24 protein-coding genes are annotated in these 14,640 nt (G+C 38.3%); 10 read left to right on the forward strand and 14 right to left on the reverse strand.

The annotated features are described in order from the left end of the window. Positions 1-43: 43 nt before the first annotated feature. Positions 44-1,111, reverse strand: coding sequence for an undecaprenyldiphospho-muramoylpentapeptide beta-N-acetylglucosaminyltransferase (locus E2K98_RS17990; RefSeq protein WP_133336520.1), 1,068 nt, complete (start codon positions 1,109-1,111; stop codon positions 44-46). Positions 1,112-1,345: 234 nt separating this feature from the next. Between E2K98_RS17990 and E2K98_RS17995 the strand changes: the two genes are divergently transcribed. Beyond that, on the forward strand, positions 1,346-1,837 hold the full coding sequence (locus E2K98_RS17995; protein WP_133336523.1) for a hypothetical protein: 492 nt from the start codon (positions 1,346-1,348) through the stop codon (positions 1,835-1,837). A 95-nt stretch (positions 1,838-1,932) separates the two neighbouring features. Here E2K98_RS17995 and E2K98_RS18000 read toward each other — a convergent pair whose 3' ends face one another. Next, complete coding sequence (locus E2K98_RS18000; RefSeq protein ID WP_133336525.1) at positions 1,933-2,826, reverse strand: LysR family transcriptional regulator; 894 nt, start codon at positions 2,824-2,826, stop codon at positions 1,933-1,935. Between the two features lie 123 nt (positions 2,827-2,949). Here E2K98_RS18000 and E2K98_RS18005 point away from each other — a divergent pair, with 123 nt between their 5' ends. Continuing rightward, a complete protein-coding gene (locus E2K98_RS18005) occupies positions 2,950-3,636 on the forward strand; it encodes a class I SAM-dependent methyltransferase (RefSeq protein WP_235824846.1) in 687 nt (228 codons plus the stop codon). Positions 3,637-3,734: 98 nt separating this feature from the next. Here the strand turns inward: E2K98_RS18005 and E2K98_RS18010 are convergent, their stop codons facing one another. From E2K98_RS18010 to E2K98_RS18025, 4 genes are read right to left on the reverse strand one after another with little or no spacing between them, the layout of a single operon-like run. After that, positions 3,735-4,037: a hypothetical protein gene (locus E2K98_RS18010; protein WP_133336529.1), complete on the reverse strand. Its 303-nt coding sequence runs from the start codon at positions 4,035-4,037 to the stop codon at positions 3,735-3,737. A 29-nt stretch (positions 4,038-4,066) separates the two neighbouring features. After that, on the reverse strand, positions 4,067-4,948 hold the full coding sequence (locus E2K98_RS18015) for a pentapeptide repeat-containing protein (RefSeq protein WP_372512746.1): 882 nt from the start codon (positions 4,946-4,948) through the stop codon (positions 4,067-4,069). 28 nt (positions 4,949-4,976) lie between these two features. Continuing rightward, entirely contained in the window at positions 4,977-5,231 is a 255-nt protein-coding gene (locus E2K98_RS18020; protein WP_133336533.1) for a hypothetical protein, read from the reverse strand. Between the two features lie 50 nt (positions 5,232-5,281). Next, entirely contained in the window at positions 5,282-5,521 is a 240-nt protein-coding gene (locus E2K98_RS18025) for a hypothetical protein (protein ID WP_133336535.1), read from the reverse strand. Positions 5,522-5,817: 296 nt separating this feature from the next. On the opposite strand from E2K98_RS18025, the gene E2K98_RS32090 reads away from it, so the two are divergent. The 3 genes from E2K98_RS32090 to E2K98_RS18035 all read left to right on the forward strand — a co-directional run bounded on the left by E2K98_RS32090 (position 5,818) and on the right by E2K98_RS18035 (position 6,849). Continuing rightward, a complete protein-coding gene (locus tag E2K98_RS32090; protein WP_268884110.1) occupies positions 5,818-5,949 on the forward strand; it encodes a hypothetical protein in 132 nt (43 codons plus the stop codon). A 170-nt stretch (positions 5,950-6,119) separates the two neighbouring features. Beyond that, positions 6,120-6,344 (forward strand): hypothetical protein, encoded by a 225-nt coding sequence (locus E2K98_RS18030; RefSeq protein WP_133336537.1) that lies wholly within the window; start codon positions 6,120-6,122, stop codon positions 6,342-6,344. A 163-nt stretch (positions 6,345-6,507) separates the two neighbouring features. Then, on the forward strand, positions 6,508-6,849 hold the full coding sequence (locus E2K98_RS18035) for a DUF3889 domain-containing protein (RefSeq protein WP_133336539.1): 342 nt from the start codon (positions 6,508-6,510) through the stop codon (positions 6,847-6,849). Between the two features lie 93 nt (positions 6,850-6,942). Here E2K98_RS18035 and E2K98_RS32095 read toward each other — a convergent pair whose 3' ends face one another. Continuing rightward, the gene (locus E2K98_RS32095) at positions 6,943-7,065 is read right to left on the reverse strand and encodes a hypothetical protein (RefSeq protein ID WP_268884111.1); all 123 of its coding nucleotides are present in this window, start codon (positions 7,063-7,065) and stop codon (positions 6,943-6,945) included. Positions 7,066-7,248: 183 nt separating this feature from the next. On the opposite strand from E2K98_RS32095, the gene E2K98_RS18040 reads away from it, so the two are divergent. Both E2K98_RS18040 and E2K98_RS18045 read left to right on the forward strand, forming a co-directional pair. Continuing rightward, positions 7,249-8,679, forward strand: coding sequence for a LutB/LldF family L-lactate oxidation iron-sulfur protein (locus E2K98_RS18040; RefSeq protein ID WP_133336541.1), 1,431 nt, complete (start codon positions 7,249-7,251; stop codon positions 8,677-8,679). Then, positions 8,676-9,395: a LutC/YkgG family protein gene (locus E2K98_RS18045; RefSeq protein ID WP_133336543.1), complete on the forward strand. Its 720-nt coding sequence runs from the start codon at positions 8,676-8,678 to the stop codon at positions 9,393-9,395. Before E2K98_RS18040 ends, E2K98_RS18045 begins: the two co-directional genes overlap by 4 nt. A gap of 57 nt (positions 9,396-9,452) precedes the next feature. On the opposite strand, the gene E2K98_RS18050 is transcribed toward E2K98_RS18045, so the two are convergent. The 3 genes from E2K98_RS18050 to E2K98_RS18060 all read right to left on the reverse strand — a co-directional run bounded on the left by E2K98_RS18050 (position 9,453) and on the right by E2K98_RS18060 (position 10,804). Then, on the reverse strand, positions 9,453-9,908 hold the full coding sequence (locus E2K98_RS18050) for a DUF2269 family protein (protein WP_133336545.1): 456 nt from the start codon (positions 9,906-9,908) through the stop codon (positions 9,453-9,455). 218 nt (positions 9,909-10,126) lie between these two features. Further along, positions 10,127-10,465 (reverse strand): hypothetical protein, encoded by a 339-nt coding sequence (locus E2K98_RS18055; protein WP_133336547.1) that lies wholly within the window; start codon positions 10,463-10,465, stop codon positions 10,127-10,129. A 126-nt stretch (positions 10,466-10,591) separates the two neighbouring features. Further along, a complete protein-coding gene (locus E2K98_RS18060; protein WP_133336549.1) occupies positions 10,592-10,804 on the reverse strand; it encodes a hypothetical protein in 213 nt (70 codons plus the stop codon). 166 nt (positions 10,805-10,970) lie between these two features. Between E2K98_RS18060 and E2K98_RS18065 the strand changes: the two genes are divergently transcribed. Then, positions 10,971-11,267: a hypothetical protein gene (locus E2K98_RS18065; RefSeq protein WP_133336551.1), complete on the forward strand. Its 297-nt coding sequence runs from the start codon at positions 10,971-10,973 to the stop codon at positions 11,265-11,267. Between the two features lie 237 nt (positions 11,268-11,504). Here E2K98_RS18065 and E2K98_RS18070 read toward each other — a convergent pair whose 3' ends face one another. Then, entirely contained in the window at positions 11,505-11,801 is a 297-nt protein-coding gene (locus E2K98_RS18070; RefSeq protein WP_133336553.1) for an antibiotic biosynthesis monooxygenase family protein, read from the reverse strand. Positions 11,802-11,897: 96 nt separating this feature from the next. Here E2K98_RS18070 and E2K98_RS18075 point away from each other — a divergent pair, with 96 nt between their 5' ends. Both E2K98_RS18075 and E2K98_RS31060 read left to right on the forward strand, forming a co-directional pair. Continuing rightward, positions 11,898-12,410, forward strand: coding sequence for a CBO0543 family protein (locus E2K98_RS18075; RefSeq protein WP_133336555.1), 513 nt, complete (start codon positions 11,898-11,900; stop codon positions 12,408-12,410). 24 nt (positions 12,411-12,434) lie between these two features. Then, positions 12,435-12,578 carry a hypothetical protein gene (locus tag E2K98_RS31060; protein WP_165976315.1) on the forward strand — a complete coding sequence of 48 codons (144 nt, stop codon included), beginning with the start codon at positions 12,435-12,437 and terminating at the stop codon, positions 12,576-12,578. On the opposite strand, the gene E2K98_RS18080 is transcribed toward E2K98_RS31060, so the two are convergent. The 3 genes from E2K98_RS18080 to E2K98_RS18090 are packed head-to-tail and all read right to left on the reverse strand — an operon-like array spanning position 12,575 to position 14,480. Next, positions 12,575-13,075, reverse strand: a complete 501-nt coding sequence (locus E2K98_RS18080; RefSeq protein ID WP_133336557.1) for a GNAT family N-acetyltransferase — start codon at positions 13,073-13,075, stop codon at positions 12,575-12,577. The genes E2K98_RS31060 and E2K98_RS18080 overlap by 4 nt on opposite strands. Positions 13,076-13,082: 7 nt before the next feature. Next, entirely contained in the window at positions 13,083-14,087 is a 1,005-nt protein-coding gene (locus tag E2K98_RS18085; RefSeq protein WP_133336559.1) for a glutathione S-transferase family protein, read from the reverse strand. Between the two features lie 12 nt (positions 14,088-14,099). Continuing rightward, positions 14,100-14,480 (reverse strand): PaaI family thioesterase, encoded by a 381-nt coding sequence (locus E2K98_RS18090; RefSeq protein ID WP_372512577.1) that lies wholly within the window; start codon positions 14,478-14,480, stop codon positions 14,100-14,102. Positions 14,481-14,640: the final 160 nt, after the last annotated feature.

The raw sequence follows: 14,640 nt of genomic DNA on the forward strand, positions 1-14,640 counted from the left end.
TAAATAAAGCGATCCTCCACAATCGAAGAATCGCCTACTTTTTTCATGAGCTCAGTCCGTTAATTTCGTTCACAAGAGTCTGCAATGCATCCCCCATTTTTGACTGTTCCATATTCCTGCGGATTTCTCCACTTTTTTTCTGCAAAGTCTCCAACTGATCAACGAAAGTTTCCATCGTTAAGTTTTCTTCCTTTAACGTTATAGAGTACCCTTCTCCTTCGAAGGCTTTGGCATTTAAAATTTGATCCCCGCGGCTTTGTTCTAGACCTAAAGGGATAATAAGCATCGGGATTTTTAAAGCTAGAAATTCAAAAATGGAATTGGAACCGCCTCTAGTTATAACTAAATCCGTAGCAGCTAGAATATCAGGCAGCTCATCATGTATATATTCAAATTGCTTATACCCTGGCACAGATGAATAACTCGAATCCATATTATTTTTTCCACATAAATGCACAATTTGGTACTCAGCGGCAAGCTTTTTTAGAGCCCCTCTTACAGCCTCATTAATTTTTTTCGCCCCCAAACTTCCACCCATAATTGTCAAAATCGGCCGGTTATCATGAAATCCGAGAAACCTTCTGCCCTTTTCCTCTGAACCTTTAAAAATTTCTCTTCGAATCGGCGACCCGATCACGGAAGTCTTTTGTGCCGGAAAATACTTTTTAGTTTCTTCAAATGAAGTAAAGATTTTGGTTGCAAACCTTTGTGAAATTTTATTGGCCAAGCCTGGGGTAATATCACTTTCATGGATAAAAATTGGAATTTTTAATGACCTAGCAGCGATGATAACCGGCACGGATACAAACCCGCCTTTAGAAAAAACAAGATTCGGTTTTATCTTTTTCAAAGCCTTCCTCGCATCGAGACAGCCTTTTAATACACGAAAAACATCCATTACATTTTCAACATCTATGTATCTTCTTAGCTTCCCGCTGCTTATTCCGTGATAAGGGATATTGATTTTTGAAATTAACTCTTTTTCAATCCCATTTTTCGAACCAATATATTGAATATTCCAGTCATTACCGATCTCCTTAATGATAGCAATATTAGGTGTTACGTGGCCGGCTGAGCCTCCACCAGTAAACACAATCGTCTTTTTTGACATAAATCCTCCTGATAACAAAGCATTTTTAGTATTGATTATATGGGAACATAAGCCTACAATGCCACTGTCTGAATTGAATAGTTTATCATAAATGGAGAACAAAGTTTATAGATTACTCGATTTCAACCATTATTCACAGTTATTCTCCCTTCTATCAATAAAAAACATTTCATATTCCATTTTATTTTGGGAAAAATAATCCCGACTGACTAAATGTTGGGGGAAATTTGAAATATGAAAACAAAACTTACCACCTTTGCGTTAATTCTTTTATTCCTTATCTCAATCGCTTTAGAGACAGAGGCGCTGAGCTTCAATAAATTACCAATCAAACATTCATCGATGCAATGGTCCGTGGAAGTAGCAGTTCCCGGGCATGGCAAGGGACTGGCTAAATCCAAAAAGGGAAAGTTTAATACTTATTCTTTAGAGGTCCATAACATTGGTAAAAAGGTAAATTCAGTGGAAGTGTTTATGTATCGGAATGAACCAAATTCCACGACAAAGTTCTCTCTTTTTGGATGCCCTGATGGGGAAGAGTGCACCGAAGGCCGCTTTGAACAGGCAATCTCTTTAGCCAAACAATTGAATAAGGGTAAACCTTTTCGTTTTGAAAATTTTCCTTTGACTGATAAAGCTACAGAATTAGAGGTAGAAGTGATTTGGACACAAAAGGGCCAAGAAGGCAGGCCATTAAAAGAAACCTTTACCTTCGCTGTGGAGTAAAAAAGGCATCGCATTGCACGATGCCTTTTAATACACCTTTCCTTTTGGTTTTATTCTCTATCTAAATCCTTTAATTTTCAATCTTTAAAACTTCTCTATTTTTTCTCAAATTCCCTCATCCAGTACCTAATTGAGGAGCTAAATTCCCCTGCTTCCGGCGTTTCTCGTTTCGTGATGACATAGGTAAAAGAATCAGGAAGATTGATTTTATCCGGTTTTATCTCAACCATTTTTCCATTTTTTAATTCTTCCTGAACAATCGATAACGGTAAATAGGAAATACCCAGTCCCGTTTCGATAAACCGCTTGGTAATTTCCATTTGAGTAACAGGGATTGTCCGAATTCTTGGATAGTATCTTTTAATCTCTGACAGTAGCGTGTCCCAATAGGCTGGATGGTTATCGGTTAATAACCTGAATTGCTGAAGAACGTTCTCCTCATTTATATGCGTCTGTTCCTGTTCTTTTCCCTCCAGATTTGGAGCCACCATAATTACTGGATCACGATGAATAATTTCATAAAACAGATCTGTTTGAATCGGTTTCATCCTTGATAACCCAATGTCAGCTTTGCCAAGGCTTATATCTTCACCAATCTCAAAAGAACGAACAACATTGATGATCACCTCAATATCCGGGTGTTGTTCGATAAAAGTCCGCAAAAATATTGGGAGAACAGATGCAGCGATTTGAGGGGCCACCGCAATCGTCAGTTTACGATTGTATCCTTGTTTCCATCCTTCGAATTCCTCCATCTCATCGTCATATCTATTCAAAATTTTGAGGGCAGACGAGAGGAACCTAGAACCTGCCGAAGTAAGAGTGACATTTTTCCCTGTCCGTACAAATAAAGAAATGTGCAAATACTCCTCCAACCTCTTTATGTGCTTGGTAACAGCTGGTTGTGTCAAAAATAATTCCTCCGCTGCTTTCCGGAAATTTTCATATTTAGCCGCTAGGATAAATGTTTTTAACCACTTTATATCCATTTCACTTACAGTCCTTTATTTAATAACGAAGGGTTATTGATTTTATTGAAATTTGTTAATTTTCATTATATAGGAACTCTTTTATAATTCATATTAAGTTACATTCAAAAGGGGCTGATTAGATTGAACGAGACAACAAATAGGATTAAAAGAAAATTTGACGAAAATGCACTGAATTATGATCATCAAAGAAGAAAGTTAATTCCATGTTTTGATGACTTCTACTCCATTCCCGTTTCAATCATTCAGACTAAAACTGAAGCCCCATCCGTTCTGGACATTGGTGCAGGAACAGGACTATTTTCTTTTTTTCTAAAAGAAAAATATCCAAATGCCCGTATGACATTGATTGATTTATCAGAAAAAATGATGGATGTTTCAAGGGAGCGTTTTAGCTGCCACCAGGATATCCGCTACATTGTTGCAGATTATACTAACTATAGGTTTGAAGAGAAGTTTGATGTCGTAATCTCATCCCTTTCCATCCACCATCTTTCAGATGAAGAGAAACAAAAATTATATGATAGAATTTTCTTTTTGTTAAAAGAGGGCGGGATTTTCATAAACGCGGATCAAGTGCTGGGGAATACACCATTTATTGAGTCGCTATACAAAAATGACTGGAAAAACAAAATCGAAAAAAGCGGTTTAACGAAGCAAGAAATTGAGGCTGCTTATGACCGAACAAAGCTTGATAAAATGGCTGCGCTTGGGGAACAAATCAAATGGTTGAAAGCTAGCGGTTTTCAAGATGTTGATTGCATCTATAAATACTATAATTTTGTCGTTTTATTTGGCAGAAAGCTTTAAATATTTTACTTGATATGGCTTTTAGATTAAAGTTCCACCTTATTACAATGCAACAGGGGCACCAAGCCATTATCACTTGGTGCCCTTTACGTTTTAGTTTAATCATCATACGGCCAAATATAAAAGATAGCAGAGACACCCTCGCTAGCTGCTTCATCATAACACTCAAGTGCATCCTCATTTTCAGAATCATCTTCATACTGTTCACGAGTAGCAATAAACTGTTCCTCTACCGTAATTACTTCCCAGCCTTCATTGGTTATGTAGTTTTTTGCTTTTGCTAATGCGAAGTTAACATCAATTGAATCCACCCAGCAACAGACAACTGCACCGGCACATTCCTTTTTTTCGGGATTTTCTGCTAAGGGTATGGCGTCAAAAGTAAAATAATAAATCGGCATTGTATACTCCCTTAAATAATCTCTGTCTCTTATTTATTTTCTTTAGTAAGCCAATGGGCTGGGCGGGTAAGTGTTTGCGGTAATTTTGTGTTTACATCGCCCTTTGCTGCGTTGATTTGAGCCTGCGTGAGAAATATCGTTCCGATTAAGTTAGCTCCACTAATATCTGCGTCGCGGAAGTCCGCACCAATCAGATCCGACCCTCTTAAATCGGCATCCTTAAGATTTGCTGCAATGAGACATGCTCCTCTTAAATTCGCACCTTGGAGATTAACCTTTCGAAGATTTGCTCCAAACAAATCAGCTCCCCGACCGTAGGTTTTTCGAGAGCTTTTCGATCCGTTCTTCTTGCCCCCTGACTCAGTACGTACTAGTTCACTAGTCTTAAGGAGCAACACATTTACCTCTGCCCGATGTGCAGGCAAATCTAGTTCCATTAGAGATTCGGGATCAAGAAAGGTAAGCTCCTCTGTTTTCTGAAGCATGGATTTGAGCTCTTTGTGGATGGAATGAGTTTCCTTTAACATTAGCGCTTCGTTTAAATACAAGAGCATCTCATGAAGCTGCTGCATCACTGGAAACACATCAAACATTTGTTTCGCAGATTGAGGATTCTCGCGCCAGTCGTTCCCTTCAAAAGTAATTTGAGAAACCTTTTGACCAGCACCAAAGCATTCATATACCGTGCAGCCTTTAAAGCCCATTTTCCTTAAATCTTTATGGATACCGCAGCGAAAATCCGCTTGAAGATTCGAGCAAGGACAGCCGCCTTCTTTTCCTACTGCAAAGTCTGCTGAGGCTGCGAACGGTAAGGCAACGCAGCACAAACCAAAACAATTGCTGCAGTCAGAACGGAGAATCTCTGGACTAATGCTGTGATTACTTGAATGGAGTTGATTTTTAGACAAAATGTGCACTTCCTTTAGAGGATTGTTCTATTTATTTTTGGATTAAGCCTGTTTTAAATTCCATTCCTAGAAGGACGAACAAGATTCCAATGGCAAAATGAATTTTCTTTTCGGCTATTTTTGTTTTTTCTAAAATCCAAAAGATAGCTAGGTATAATAATAAATTAAATAAAAATCTAACCCAGATCGGGGAACCTTCAAAAAACAGATCAGGAAACCGATCCCTAAGACCACCCAAAATCCCAATGACAAGAAACAATAAAGGTATTCTTAATTTCCAATACATCCCCATCCACCTAATCATACTATTTATTTCAAAAGTTTGTCCTACAATTTTTAACGCCTTGATCTTTTTGAAAAATACGAAAACAATATAACTAATATGCCGGTTAATTGAACACTAAAACCTATTAAGGTGATGACAATTGAACGCGACATATAATCATAATAATAAAAAGTTCCATCCTCTGGATATTTAATATAATCAGTCCATTCCTCTGCAATGTTTGGACTATACAACATAAAAGCTAACCCGATAATGATAAAACAGGCTCCTAATGAGTATTTACTACCCATTTGATCTAGCTCCCTTCCTAATTAAACACGAATCAAAAATTATTCTAGTAAACTTATATTCGACACTATTCCATTTTTATCCTCCATTTTAACAAAAAATGGGTTTATAAAAAGAACCCCTTTGAAATGGTCCTTTATAATGAATGATTTATCTCATTTTTTTCTTTTCTTCTCATGATAAAAAATTAATGAATTGAGACAAAAATACCATTTCTTATTTTTCCAGTAAAAACCACCTGACAAATGGAACCGCTTCCATTAAAATAAAAATATAAATAGGAGAGGGGATAGAAACAATGGAACTTTTATTTGAACTACGTGTATACAATCAGTCTGAAGAACCTTGTGAAGAAAACATCCCAAATAAAGAAATTGAAGAGAATTTCGATATCCCCGATTATGATTATAATAAAAGATTGTGGTTTTAATATAAAATAGGGTTGTAATAAGAGCTTGAGGTAATCCTCAGGCTCTTTATTATTTCTCATCCATTCCATTATAAAAATCAAGCTCATTTTAAAATATGGTCTAAATTGAATCTTTCTAAAATATTTTATATGAAGAATACCCAAAATCATATGAAATAGGAGAGAGTAAAATGTTTGTTGTTTATTTTTTTGAAAACAAAAATCTTTTATTAACGCAGCTTCTTCAACGTGTTCCATCGGTTGGCGAGGATTTAAAAATTAAAGGCCGTAAAGGAAAGGTTTCGAGTGTTACTAGCGTGGATGAGCAAAAGTTCCAGGTGCAAATTGTTTTGGAAACCGTTAATAAAAACAAGCTTGCGGCAGTTGTAGATAATTCTAAAAAGAAAAAAAGATAACAAAAAACCTTTAGAGCACACATTTTTGTGTGCTCTTTCAATTTGCCGCAGCAATATACTATTTAAGCACTATGAGTCAAAACTCTATACTAAATCGCTGAGATTTACATAAGTTTTTACTTCATATGGAAAAATAACATTAAAAACAAAAGAGGGAAAATCCTTGAAAAAGCTACTTATTAGTTTGGCCTTGTCAGTTGTTTTTTGCTCAGAAATCATTGTTCCAAGAAATTTATTGAATACAGCATACGCACAACGGAAGCCTATTCCTCCCTATGCGAAGTGGGGAGTTTTTGCGATGAAGAAGACAAAAGAAAAGTATCCGAAGGCACAAATTATTGACTACCTTCATATTGGCAGAATCAGTGGCCCCACAACTTCTACGGAAAAATTCAAGCTTTGGTTAAAAGAAAATGGAAAGGAATTTGGGGTTTTTATCGATATTGAGTTTAACAACCAAACAGAGCAAGTAAAGAAGGTTACTTTAAAAGAGACACCTAAATAATGGGGGATTTTAATAACTCGACTATCTCAGTCGAGTTCTGGTAAGTTAAACTATTTTTGTTCCGTTATTTGATCCAATTAACTTTCAATCTTTTTACTTGTTCATTTTTGGAAGAACGGCTTCCTCATCAGGCAATGAAACAGTCTTTCTTTTCCCTTTTTCCTGTTTGTTGACCCTAATCGGGCAATGAAACAGTCTTTCTTTTCCCTTTTTCATGTTTGTTGACCCTCATCGGGCAATGAAACAGCTTTTCTTTTCCCTTTCTTATGTGTGTTGACCCTTATAGGGCAATATACTGGCCTCGTATACATACTCAATTAATTATGGTAATCTATTTAGTTATAATAAGAATATTTAGATAAATTATAAAAATCAGCTCATTATTAGGGGGGAAGAATTATGCCGATGAAAATTGGAACGGAAGCTTTTAATCATCGGGTAGATGCCGGAATTAACAACGCGTTTATGAGAGGTGCAGTATCCAGTGCTCAGGATAACTTAAGTTCAAGGAAGCTAATGGCGGCGGAAGAGCTTGGCAACTGGGAGGAATGGCGTTCACACGGTGAAGAAATCCGTAAACACGTGCTAGAAAACCTGGATTTTTATTTATATCAATTAAGTGAAAATGTCGCAAGCAGAGGCGGCCATGTCTATTTTGCAAAAACAGCGGATGACGCAAATCAATATATTCGTAGAATAGTTGAAACGAAACAAGGTAAAAAGGTTGTTAAGTCCAAATCAATGGTTACAGAAGAAATTAATTTGAATGCCTGCTTAGAAAGTGCAGGCTGTGAGGTCATTGAAACCGATTTAGGAGAATATATACTGCAATTGGATGACCATGATCTTCCCTCCCATATCGTCGGCCCTGCCATGCATAAAAATAAAGAGCAAATCAGGGAAGTTTTTGTGAAAAAATTAAACTATCAAAAGTCAGACAAGCCTGAAGAGATGGCCTTGCATGCCCGTGAAACACTCCGCAACGAATATTTAACCGCTGATATCGGCATTACTGGCTGTAATTTTGCCATTGCAGAAACAGGTTCCATCTGCTTAGTAACAAATGAAGGAAATGCGGATTTGGTAACAGCTCTACCAAAAACCCAAATTACAGTGATGGGAATGGAAAGGCTTGTACCAACTCATGAAGAGTTGGATGTCCTTGTTAGCCTGCTAACAAGAAGCGCCGTCGGCCAAAAGCTGACAAGCTATGTTACCGTGTTATCGGGACCAAGAGATGAAGGCGATGCCGATGGACCGGACGAGTTTCATTTAGTGATTGTTGATAATGGCCGGGCAGATATTCTTGGCGGTGAGTTCCATTCAATTCTCCAATGCATCCGCTGTGCAGCTTGTGTGAATGTTTGTCCTGTATACCGTCATGTCGGGGGGCATTCTTACGGTTCTATTTACTCCGGACCAATCGGAGCGGTTTTATCACCATTACTAGGCGGTTACGATGACTACAAAGAGCTTCCCTATGCATCGACATTATGCGGGGCTTGTACGGAAGCCTGCCCGGTAAAAATACCGTTACACGAATTGCTTCATAAACATCGGCAAATCATCGTCGAAAAAGAAGGAAGAGCACCCATTTCAGAAAAACTCGTAATGAAAGCATTCGGACTTGGTGCCGCTTCCCCCTCTCTTTATAAATTAGGATCAAAACTTGCACCGTCTATGATGAATCCCTTTACTGTCGGAGATAAAATCTCAAAAGGCCCGGGCCCATTAAAGGCATGGACAGAAATTCGGGAATTTCCTGCGCCTAATAAAGAGCGCTTTCGTGATTGGTTTAAAAACCGTTCGAAAGGAGAGGACAGATCATGAAGGGTTCCATACAAAATAGGGATGAATTTCTTAGTAATATTGCTGGGCGTCTAGGAAGAGATTTAGTAACCGTGGGGGTAGAAAGGCCAAAGTGGAAATACTCCCCTCAGGATGCGGTATTAAAAGATGCAAGTTCAGATGAGTTATTGGACGTTTTGAAACGACAATGTGGGAACATCCTTACAGACATTGTTATAACTAATAAAATCAAATTAGCTGGAACCATAAATAAAATGGTCGCCAATTATGGCGGCGGGCCGATCTTGTCGTGGAAAGATCCCCGCTTTGAGGAATATGGATTATCTCCCTTGTTTAATGAGAGATGGCCTGAGGAAGGGATTGAATTTCAAGAGTGGGATTCTTCGATCGGAGAAGAAAATATTAAGCGGGCGGAACGGGCTAATATAGGAATTACGATAAGTGATATTACGCTTGCTGAATCCGGCACAGCTGTTCTTTTCAGCGGCAATGATAGGGGCCGGACTGTTAGCTTCTTACCTACCACTTCGATTATCCTGATTCCCAAAAGTACAATTGTTCCAAGAATGACCCAAGCAGCAAGAATGATACGGGAAAAAGTAGAACGTGGAGAGCATATTGCTTCCTGTATTAATTTTATTACAGGGCCAAGTAATTCCGCAGACATCGAGTCAAAGCTTGTGGTTGGTGTGCATGGGCCGGTTAAAGCGGGTTATATTGTTATTGAAGATTTATAGGATTTTTGTCCTAAATCAAAAGAAAGGGCGCCCGGACTTTCCTGGCACCCTACTTTTTTAAAACGGTTTCAATATCATTAGCGAAATAATGATGATAAAAATGATATTTTCAAGATATTCAGTCCGAAAAAGACTTTTGGCTAAACGTTTATATTCTTCAGGGATTTCCTCGCCTTTATGTGTTTCCAATAGGGCTTTTATCGGTTTCGATCTTGGTGATAGCGCTAGTGGGCCCATCGCCAAGGAAATTAAAAAGAGAATAAGGCTTGTTACATACCACCCCATCCGAAATAGCGCCGGATTAAGAAATCCCATGGTCAATCCGGTAATTAACAATAACGTGCCGCCCACCATCACAAAAATATGTAATTTATGTCTAATTTTATAGGAATGCCTTAACTCCGTCATGGTATTCCCCATTCTGACCACGGTTGTTAAAATAAAACCTGGTCCCATTCCGATTATGGCAGAAAATATATGTATGAAAACGATGATTTTGTAGAAAGTAATCACATTATGCCCCCTCCATTCCCATCTCTAATTTTACCATATTCTTAGGAAAAAACATTTGATAGAAATGGCAGACAGATCGTAAATTAGTGGTGAATGCTCAATTAGCTTCCCATTCATTATACTATTTTAGCATATATATCCATTGCATTTTTGATTGTTTTGCAAGAGGGAAAATAAAAAGAAAAGGCCTCGGTCATTTTCCCCGATGCCTCTTCCTTTCAACCACCCACCTCTTTCTTTTTCCGAAGAACATAACAGGTTCCATCCTCCGCAAAATACAAGTATTCCCCCTGGTCGATATTAAAATGAACATTCTCTTTGTCGTACAGGAGTTTTGCAACTTTTACAAATTGCTCCACTAGATCACTTGTTGGATTAAAGATGATTTCTCCACTTTTCTGGGTTGTCACAAATCCTTTCGGGTTACATTTTCGTTCCGGTTTTAATTCAGTGGTCCAGGTTCCATTGAGAAGAACAGAACTTGCGGTAACCCTAGATTTTCTGTTTTGAACGGACCAAATTTTCCGGCAATTACAACGATGGATTTTGCTCTTCATCACCAAATACCTTCTTTCAATAAGAAGATGAAAAAACGTATCATGGTAATTATATTCAGCAAGAGTTTGGCCTATTTTATCAAAAATAAAAAAGCCTGGATATCTCCAAGCCTGTGTAATCATAATTTAAATTTCATTATTTTTACTTATAGCCTTTAGTAGTTCATCAAGCTTTTCATTTCTTTCCCGATCTAACTTTGTTTTTTCATTCATAAACTTAATAACTTTAATGACGAAAAGAATTCCTAGTACAATCAGCACTAAATAAACAATAATCGGCAAAAAGCTAAATAAGACAAATAGGCCCTGTGATGCAAAAAAGGAATGACCGCTAGACACCAAAATCCCCCCTAATTTCTATATATGCATATTATACCTTAGTTTCCATTTTTGGTAATTATGATCATTGAAAAGGAAATTAATTTCTAGCTTTAGATTAAAATGGCAGAATAAGATTGGATAAACAATGTTATATATATAAATAAAGATTTATGGGGGATTTAGAATGTCACCTTCCAAAGTTCTTAAATGGGTAACGGGCGGTTTAGAGGCATTACTGGGAATTCCGATTCTAGGAGGAACGATTGTCTTAAGTCTTGCTTGGACACCACTAGGGATCATGCTTGTTTTACATATTATTACTCTTGTTTTAGCCAAAAAGGATGGCGGTGCTGCTTCGGGGAGCATCCTCGGGATTGTGACTTCCTGTATTGCTTGGATTCCAATTGTCGGAATGATCATGCATATTGTTACGGCTATTGTACTAATGGTCGACGCTGCAAAATCGTATCGACAAGCATAATTGCACATCAAAAGCAGTTCTAATAAGGTAGAACTGCTTTTTTAATTTAGTCTGTGTTAAAGGATAATATTGATTTTGAAAAGCGTCGATTGGAGCGAAAGGCACGAAGACTCCTGTGGGAGTACGGGACAGGAGAGACCCCGCAGAAGCGAAGCGACGAGGAGGCTCGCCGAACCGCCCACGGAAAGCGAAGTGCCTGTAGCGGAAATCAACAACCAAGTTTAACACAGCCTTAATTTAAGATAGATTCACTTTTTCGAAATGTTCAACCGTAGGGAACGGATCATAAAAATGATGTAAAAGCTTTTTCCATTCCTGATATTCATTTGATTGCCGAAATCCAACAGTATGGTCTTCTAATGCCTCCCATTTCACCGTTAGCAAATATTTTCCGTCAACCTCCAGACAGCGCTGTAACTCATGGGATATATAACCACCCATAGAGGATATTATTTTGGAGGCTTGGCGAAAAGTCTCCTCGAATTCCTGCTGTTTACCTTGTTTAACTTGAAGCATAGCCGCTTCTAAAATCATAAAATCTTCCCCTTTTCACTTTAGCAATGTCTAAAACGATGAATGCAACATCCTCTTTTGGGAATTATAGGATAAAACGACTTTGAGGAGTTCTTCATGATTGCAATTGCCTACTCGATTATCTGGATTGTCGCTGCCTTTAAGTTAGCAGACCGCAATTGGAAGCCCTATTATCCCACACTACTGTATGCTTCGTTTGGAAATGCTTTATACGAACTCATATGCTATAAATATCAACTATGGCAAATGGAGCCAAATGGGCTGCCTTTTGCGATGATACCGATGTTGTTACTTATTTTACTAGGGATGCCACTATCGACCTGGATTTACCTTTCAAAATATCCTTTTAGAAAAGGGCTCTCCTCCCAAGTGCTTTACATTTCTTTATTTGTCGTCCTTTTTGTTATATTGGAATTTTTATCGATAAAATGGGGTGCCATTACCTATCACCATAACTGGAACTTATTGTGGTCACTATTATTCGTAATTGTTATGTTCATAATGCTCCGGATTCATTATCAAAGACCGTTGCTGGCACTTATCCTATCTGTCATTTTTTCTGTTTTTCTATGCTTGATGTTTGATGTTTCCCTGGATAAAATGAAATAATTGTTAATGCCGGAGGTTTCGCTCTTGCTTTTTCACAAATTTGAAGCATCGAAAAACGAGTTATCTGCGAAAAAATCGATTTTATCTGCGGTAATTACCTTTTTATCTGCGATTCTCAACCATTTATCTGCTTTCGGAGGAATTTTATCTGCGATACGATTTTTTTAAAATGAAAGCCTGTACGCTTTGACGATGATTCCGTCATTTGCAGGCTCAAAATCGAATTCCGGCAGCCTTTCAAAACCAAGATTTTCATAAAGCTGCATCGCACTTTCCATAAATTCTCCGGTATGGAGCCCAATTGCACTATGTCCAAGCGTCTTTGCACGTGATATACATTCTAAAATCAACGACTTCGCCACACCTTTACCACGGGCTTCCGGCGTGACAGCGAGCATTCGAATTTCGGGATAATCCAGCTCCACCAACAGCCCTTCGTAAGCATCCGTTTTTGCTGGGAATAACACCACACTGCCTACAATTGCACCATCCCTTTCGGCAACAATCCGAACCGCCCCTGGATGCAAATCCCCTTCTGAGGAAATTCCATGTTTCAACGCATTCCAATGGCCTTCAGGAATACGGGCAGCATGCTCCTGGTAAGCAAGGACTCTCTGTTCACGAATAAAAGACAATTCCTCCAATCGTGCCTCACGTATAATCAATAGCCCATCATCCCCTTAAAAATTTTTCTTCCTTCCTGCTTAATTCATGGCGGTTATGCTCGGAATATAGACCTGACAGATCTGGACCTTTAGGCAAAATGCCTTTATGGCCTTTTTGGTCATCACTCGCGATATGGTTTGATAAATGATAATGCCTCTTAATTGCATCAAAATCTGTTGTATCGCCAAAGCCAGGTGTCTGATATAAATCACGTAAGTAGCCCCATAAATTTGGAAAATCCACAATCCGATTTCGATTACATTTGAAAGCTGAATAATAGGCACAATCAAATCGGACCAGCGTTGCATAAAGTCTAACATCTGAGTCCGTAATATAATCGCCAAATAAAAACCGCTGCTTCGCAAGTCGTTGCTCTAGGACATCTAGTCGGGCGAAAAGAACATCATATGACTCTTCATAGGCTTCCTGCGATTGGGCAAAGCCGCATTTATACACCCCATTGTTCACTTCATGGAAGATGACGTCGTTTAGAGCATCAATCTCTTCACGTAAGTGTTCCGGATACAAATTCGGTGCATTTTCCTTATGAAACGGTGCCCAAGAAGTTTCAAGATAGTTTGTTAGTTTAAAATAATCATTGTTAACGACCTTTTGTTCCTTTACATCAACAAATACAGGAACCGTTGGCCGTCCCGTATAATCGGGGTCAGTTTTTTTATAGATTTCACTTAGGTAGAGGATTCCTAAAACTGGGTCTACACCGTTCTCATCCAAAGAAAATTCCCAGTCCACATGCGCAAGCTTTGGACGCATTGGACTTGCAGTTCCCAAACTAATAACTTCCTCTAATCCTAGTACTCTTCGAACAATCACCGATCGATGGGCCCAAGGGCAGACAGCCGACCATAATAGCCGGTATCGTCCTGCTTCTACTGGAAGTTCACCCTCGCTTGTACCAAAGGGTGTAATAAATCTATTTTTTTGACGTTTAAAAGAACCATCGGAGCTTATTTCAGTAACAGTTCCTGAAGTGTTTTCGCTTTTTGACATGTCAGGCACCTCTCAACTATTGAATAAAATTGCTTTTGCCTTGGCTACTAATTTTTCTTGATCATCGTAGATGGAACATTCCGCATGGGTAAGCGTGCGGCCTTGCTTAAATACATGAGCATGAGCAATAAGGTATTCTCCCTTTGCTCCTTTTAAAAAAGTAACATTTAAATCGGTTGTCACGACCCTTTGTGTACCATCTTCGTTGGCAGCAATAACATTGCACATAGCTACATCCGCGAGGGAGGAAATAATCCCTCCGTGTATAACGCCAACACTGTTTACATATAACGGTTGAATGGGCAAAGTTACTTTTATCCTGTTTTCGTCGACTCTTTCATATTGGAATCCTAAAAATTCATCCAACGGTTGTTTTATAAACAAAGTGCACACCTCTGTTTTGATTCAAGTAATTTCAAGTTTTTCAATAGGTTTAATTTATTTTAGACTTTTCTTTATTTTTAAGTCAATCAATACAGGTCGAATATTCTGAAATTACAGAGGTTTGATTAATTGACTTCTTTACTTGAGATACTTACCATAGTACCTAAAT

This window comes from Bacillus salipaludis (assembly GCF_004358205.1).

What these genes read in the sequence shown, in the direction of transcription:
- E2K98_RS17990 (WP_133336520.1), bottom strand. Translation starts at nt 1,111, where the DNA reads ATGTCAAAAAAGACGATTGTGTTTACTGGTGGAGGCTCAGCCGGCCAC.
- E2K98_RS17995 (WP_133336523.1), top strand. Translation starts at nt 1,346, where the DNA reads ATGAAAACAAAACTTACCACCTTTGCGTTAATTCTTTTATTCCTTATC.
- E2K98_RS18000 (WP_133336525.1), bottom strand. Translation starts at nt 2,826, where the DNA reads ATGGATATAAAGTGGTTAAAAACATTTATCCTAGCGGCTAAATATGAA.
- E2K98_RS18010 (WP_133336529.1), bottom strand. Translation starts at nt 4,037, where the DNA reads ATGCCGATTTATTATTTTACTTTTGACGCCATACCCTTAGCAGAAAAT.
- E2K98_RS18020 (WP_133336533.1), bottom strand. Translation starts at nt 5,231, where the DNA reads ATGTATTGGAAATTAAGAATACCTTTATTGTTTCTTGTCATTGGGATT.
- E2K98_RS18025 (WP_133336535.1), bottom strand. Translation starts at nt 5,521, where the DNA reads ATGGGTAGTAAATACTCATTAGGAGCCTGTTTTATCATTATCGGGTTA.
- E2K98_RS32090 (WP_268884110.1), top strand. Translation starts at nt 5,818, where the DNA reads ATGGAACTTTTATTTGAACTACGTGTATACAATCAGTCTGAAGAACCT.
- E2K98_RS18030 (WP_133336537.1), top strand. Translation starts at nt 6,120, where the DNA reads ATGTTTGTTGTTTATTTTTTTGAAAACAAAAATCTTTTATTAACGCAG.
- E2K98_RS32095 (WP_268884111.1), bottom strand. Translation starts at nt 7,065, where the DNA reads ATGAAAAAGGGAAAAGAAAGACTGTTTCATTGCCCGATTAGGGTCAAC.
- E2K98_RS18040 (WP_133336541.1), top strand. Translation starts at nt 7,249, where the DNA reads ATGCCGATGAAAATTGGAACGGAAGCTTTTAATCATCGGGTAGATGCC.
- E2K98_RS18045 (WP_133336543.1), top strand. Translation starts at nt 8,676, where the DNA reads ATGAAGGGTTCCATACAAAATAGGGATGAATTTCTTAGTAATATTGCT.
- E2K98_RS18055 (WP_133336547.1), bottom strand. Translation starts at nt 10,465, where the DNA reads ATGAAGAGCAAAATCCATCGTTGTAATTGCCGGAAAATTTGGTCCGTT.
- E2K98_RS18065 (WP_133336551.1), top strand. Translation starts at nt 10,971, where the DNA reads ATGTCACCTTCCAAAGTTCTTAAATGGGTAACGGGCGGTTTAGAGGCA.
- E2K98_RS18070 (WP_133336553.1), bottom strand. Translation starts at nt 11,801, where the DNA reads ATGATTTTAGAAGCGGCTATGCTTCAAGTTAAACAAGGTAAACAGCAG.
- E2K98_RS18075 (WP_133336555.1), top strand. Translation starts at nt 11,898, where the DNA reads ATGATTGCAATTGCCTACTCGATTATCTGGATTGTCGCTGCCTTTAAG.
- E2K98_RS18085 (WP_133336559.1), bottom strand. Translation starts at nt 14,087, where the DNA reads ATGTCAAAAAGCGAAAACACTTCAGGAACTGTTACTGAAATAAGCTCC.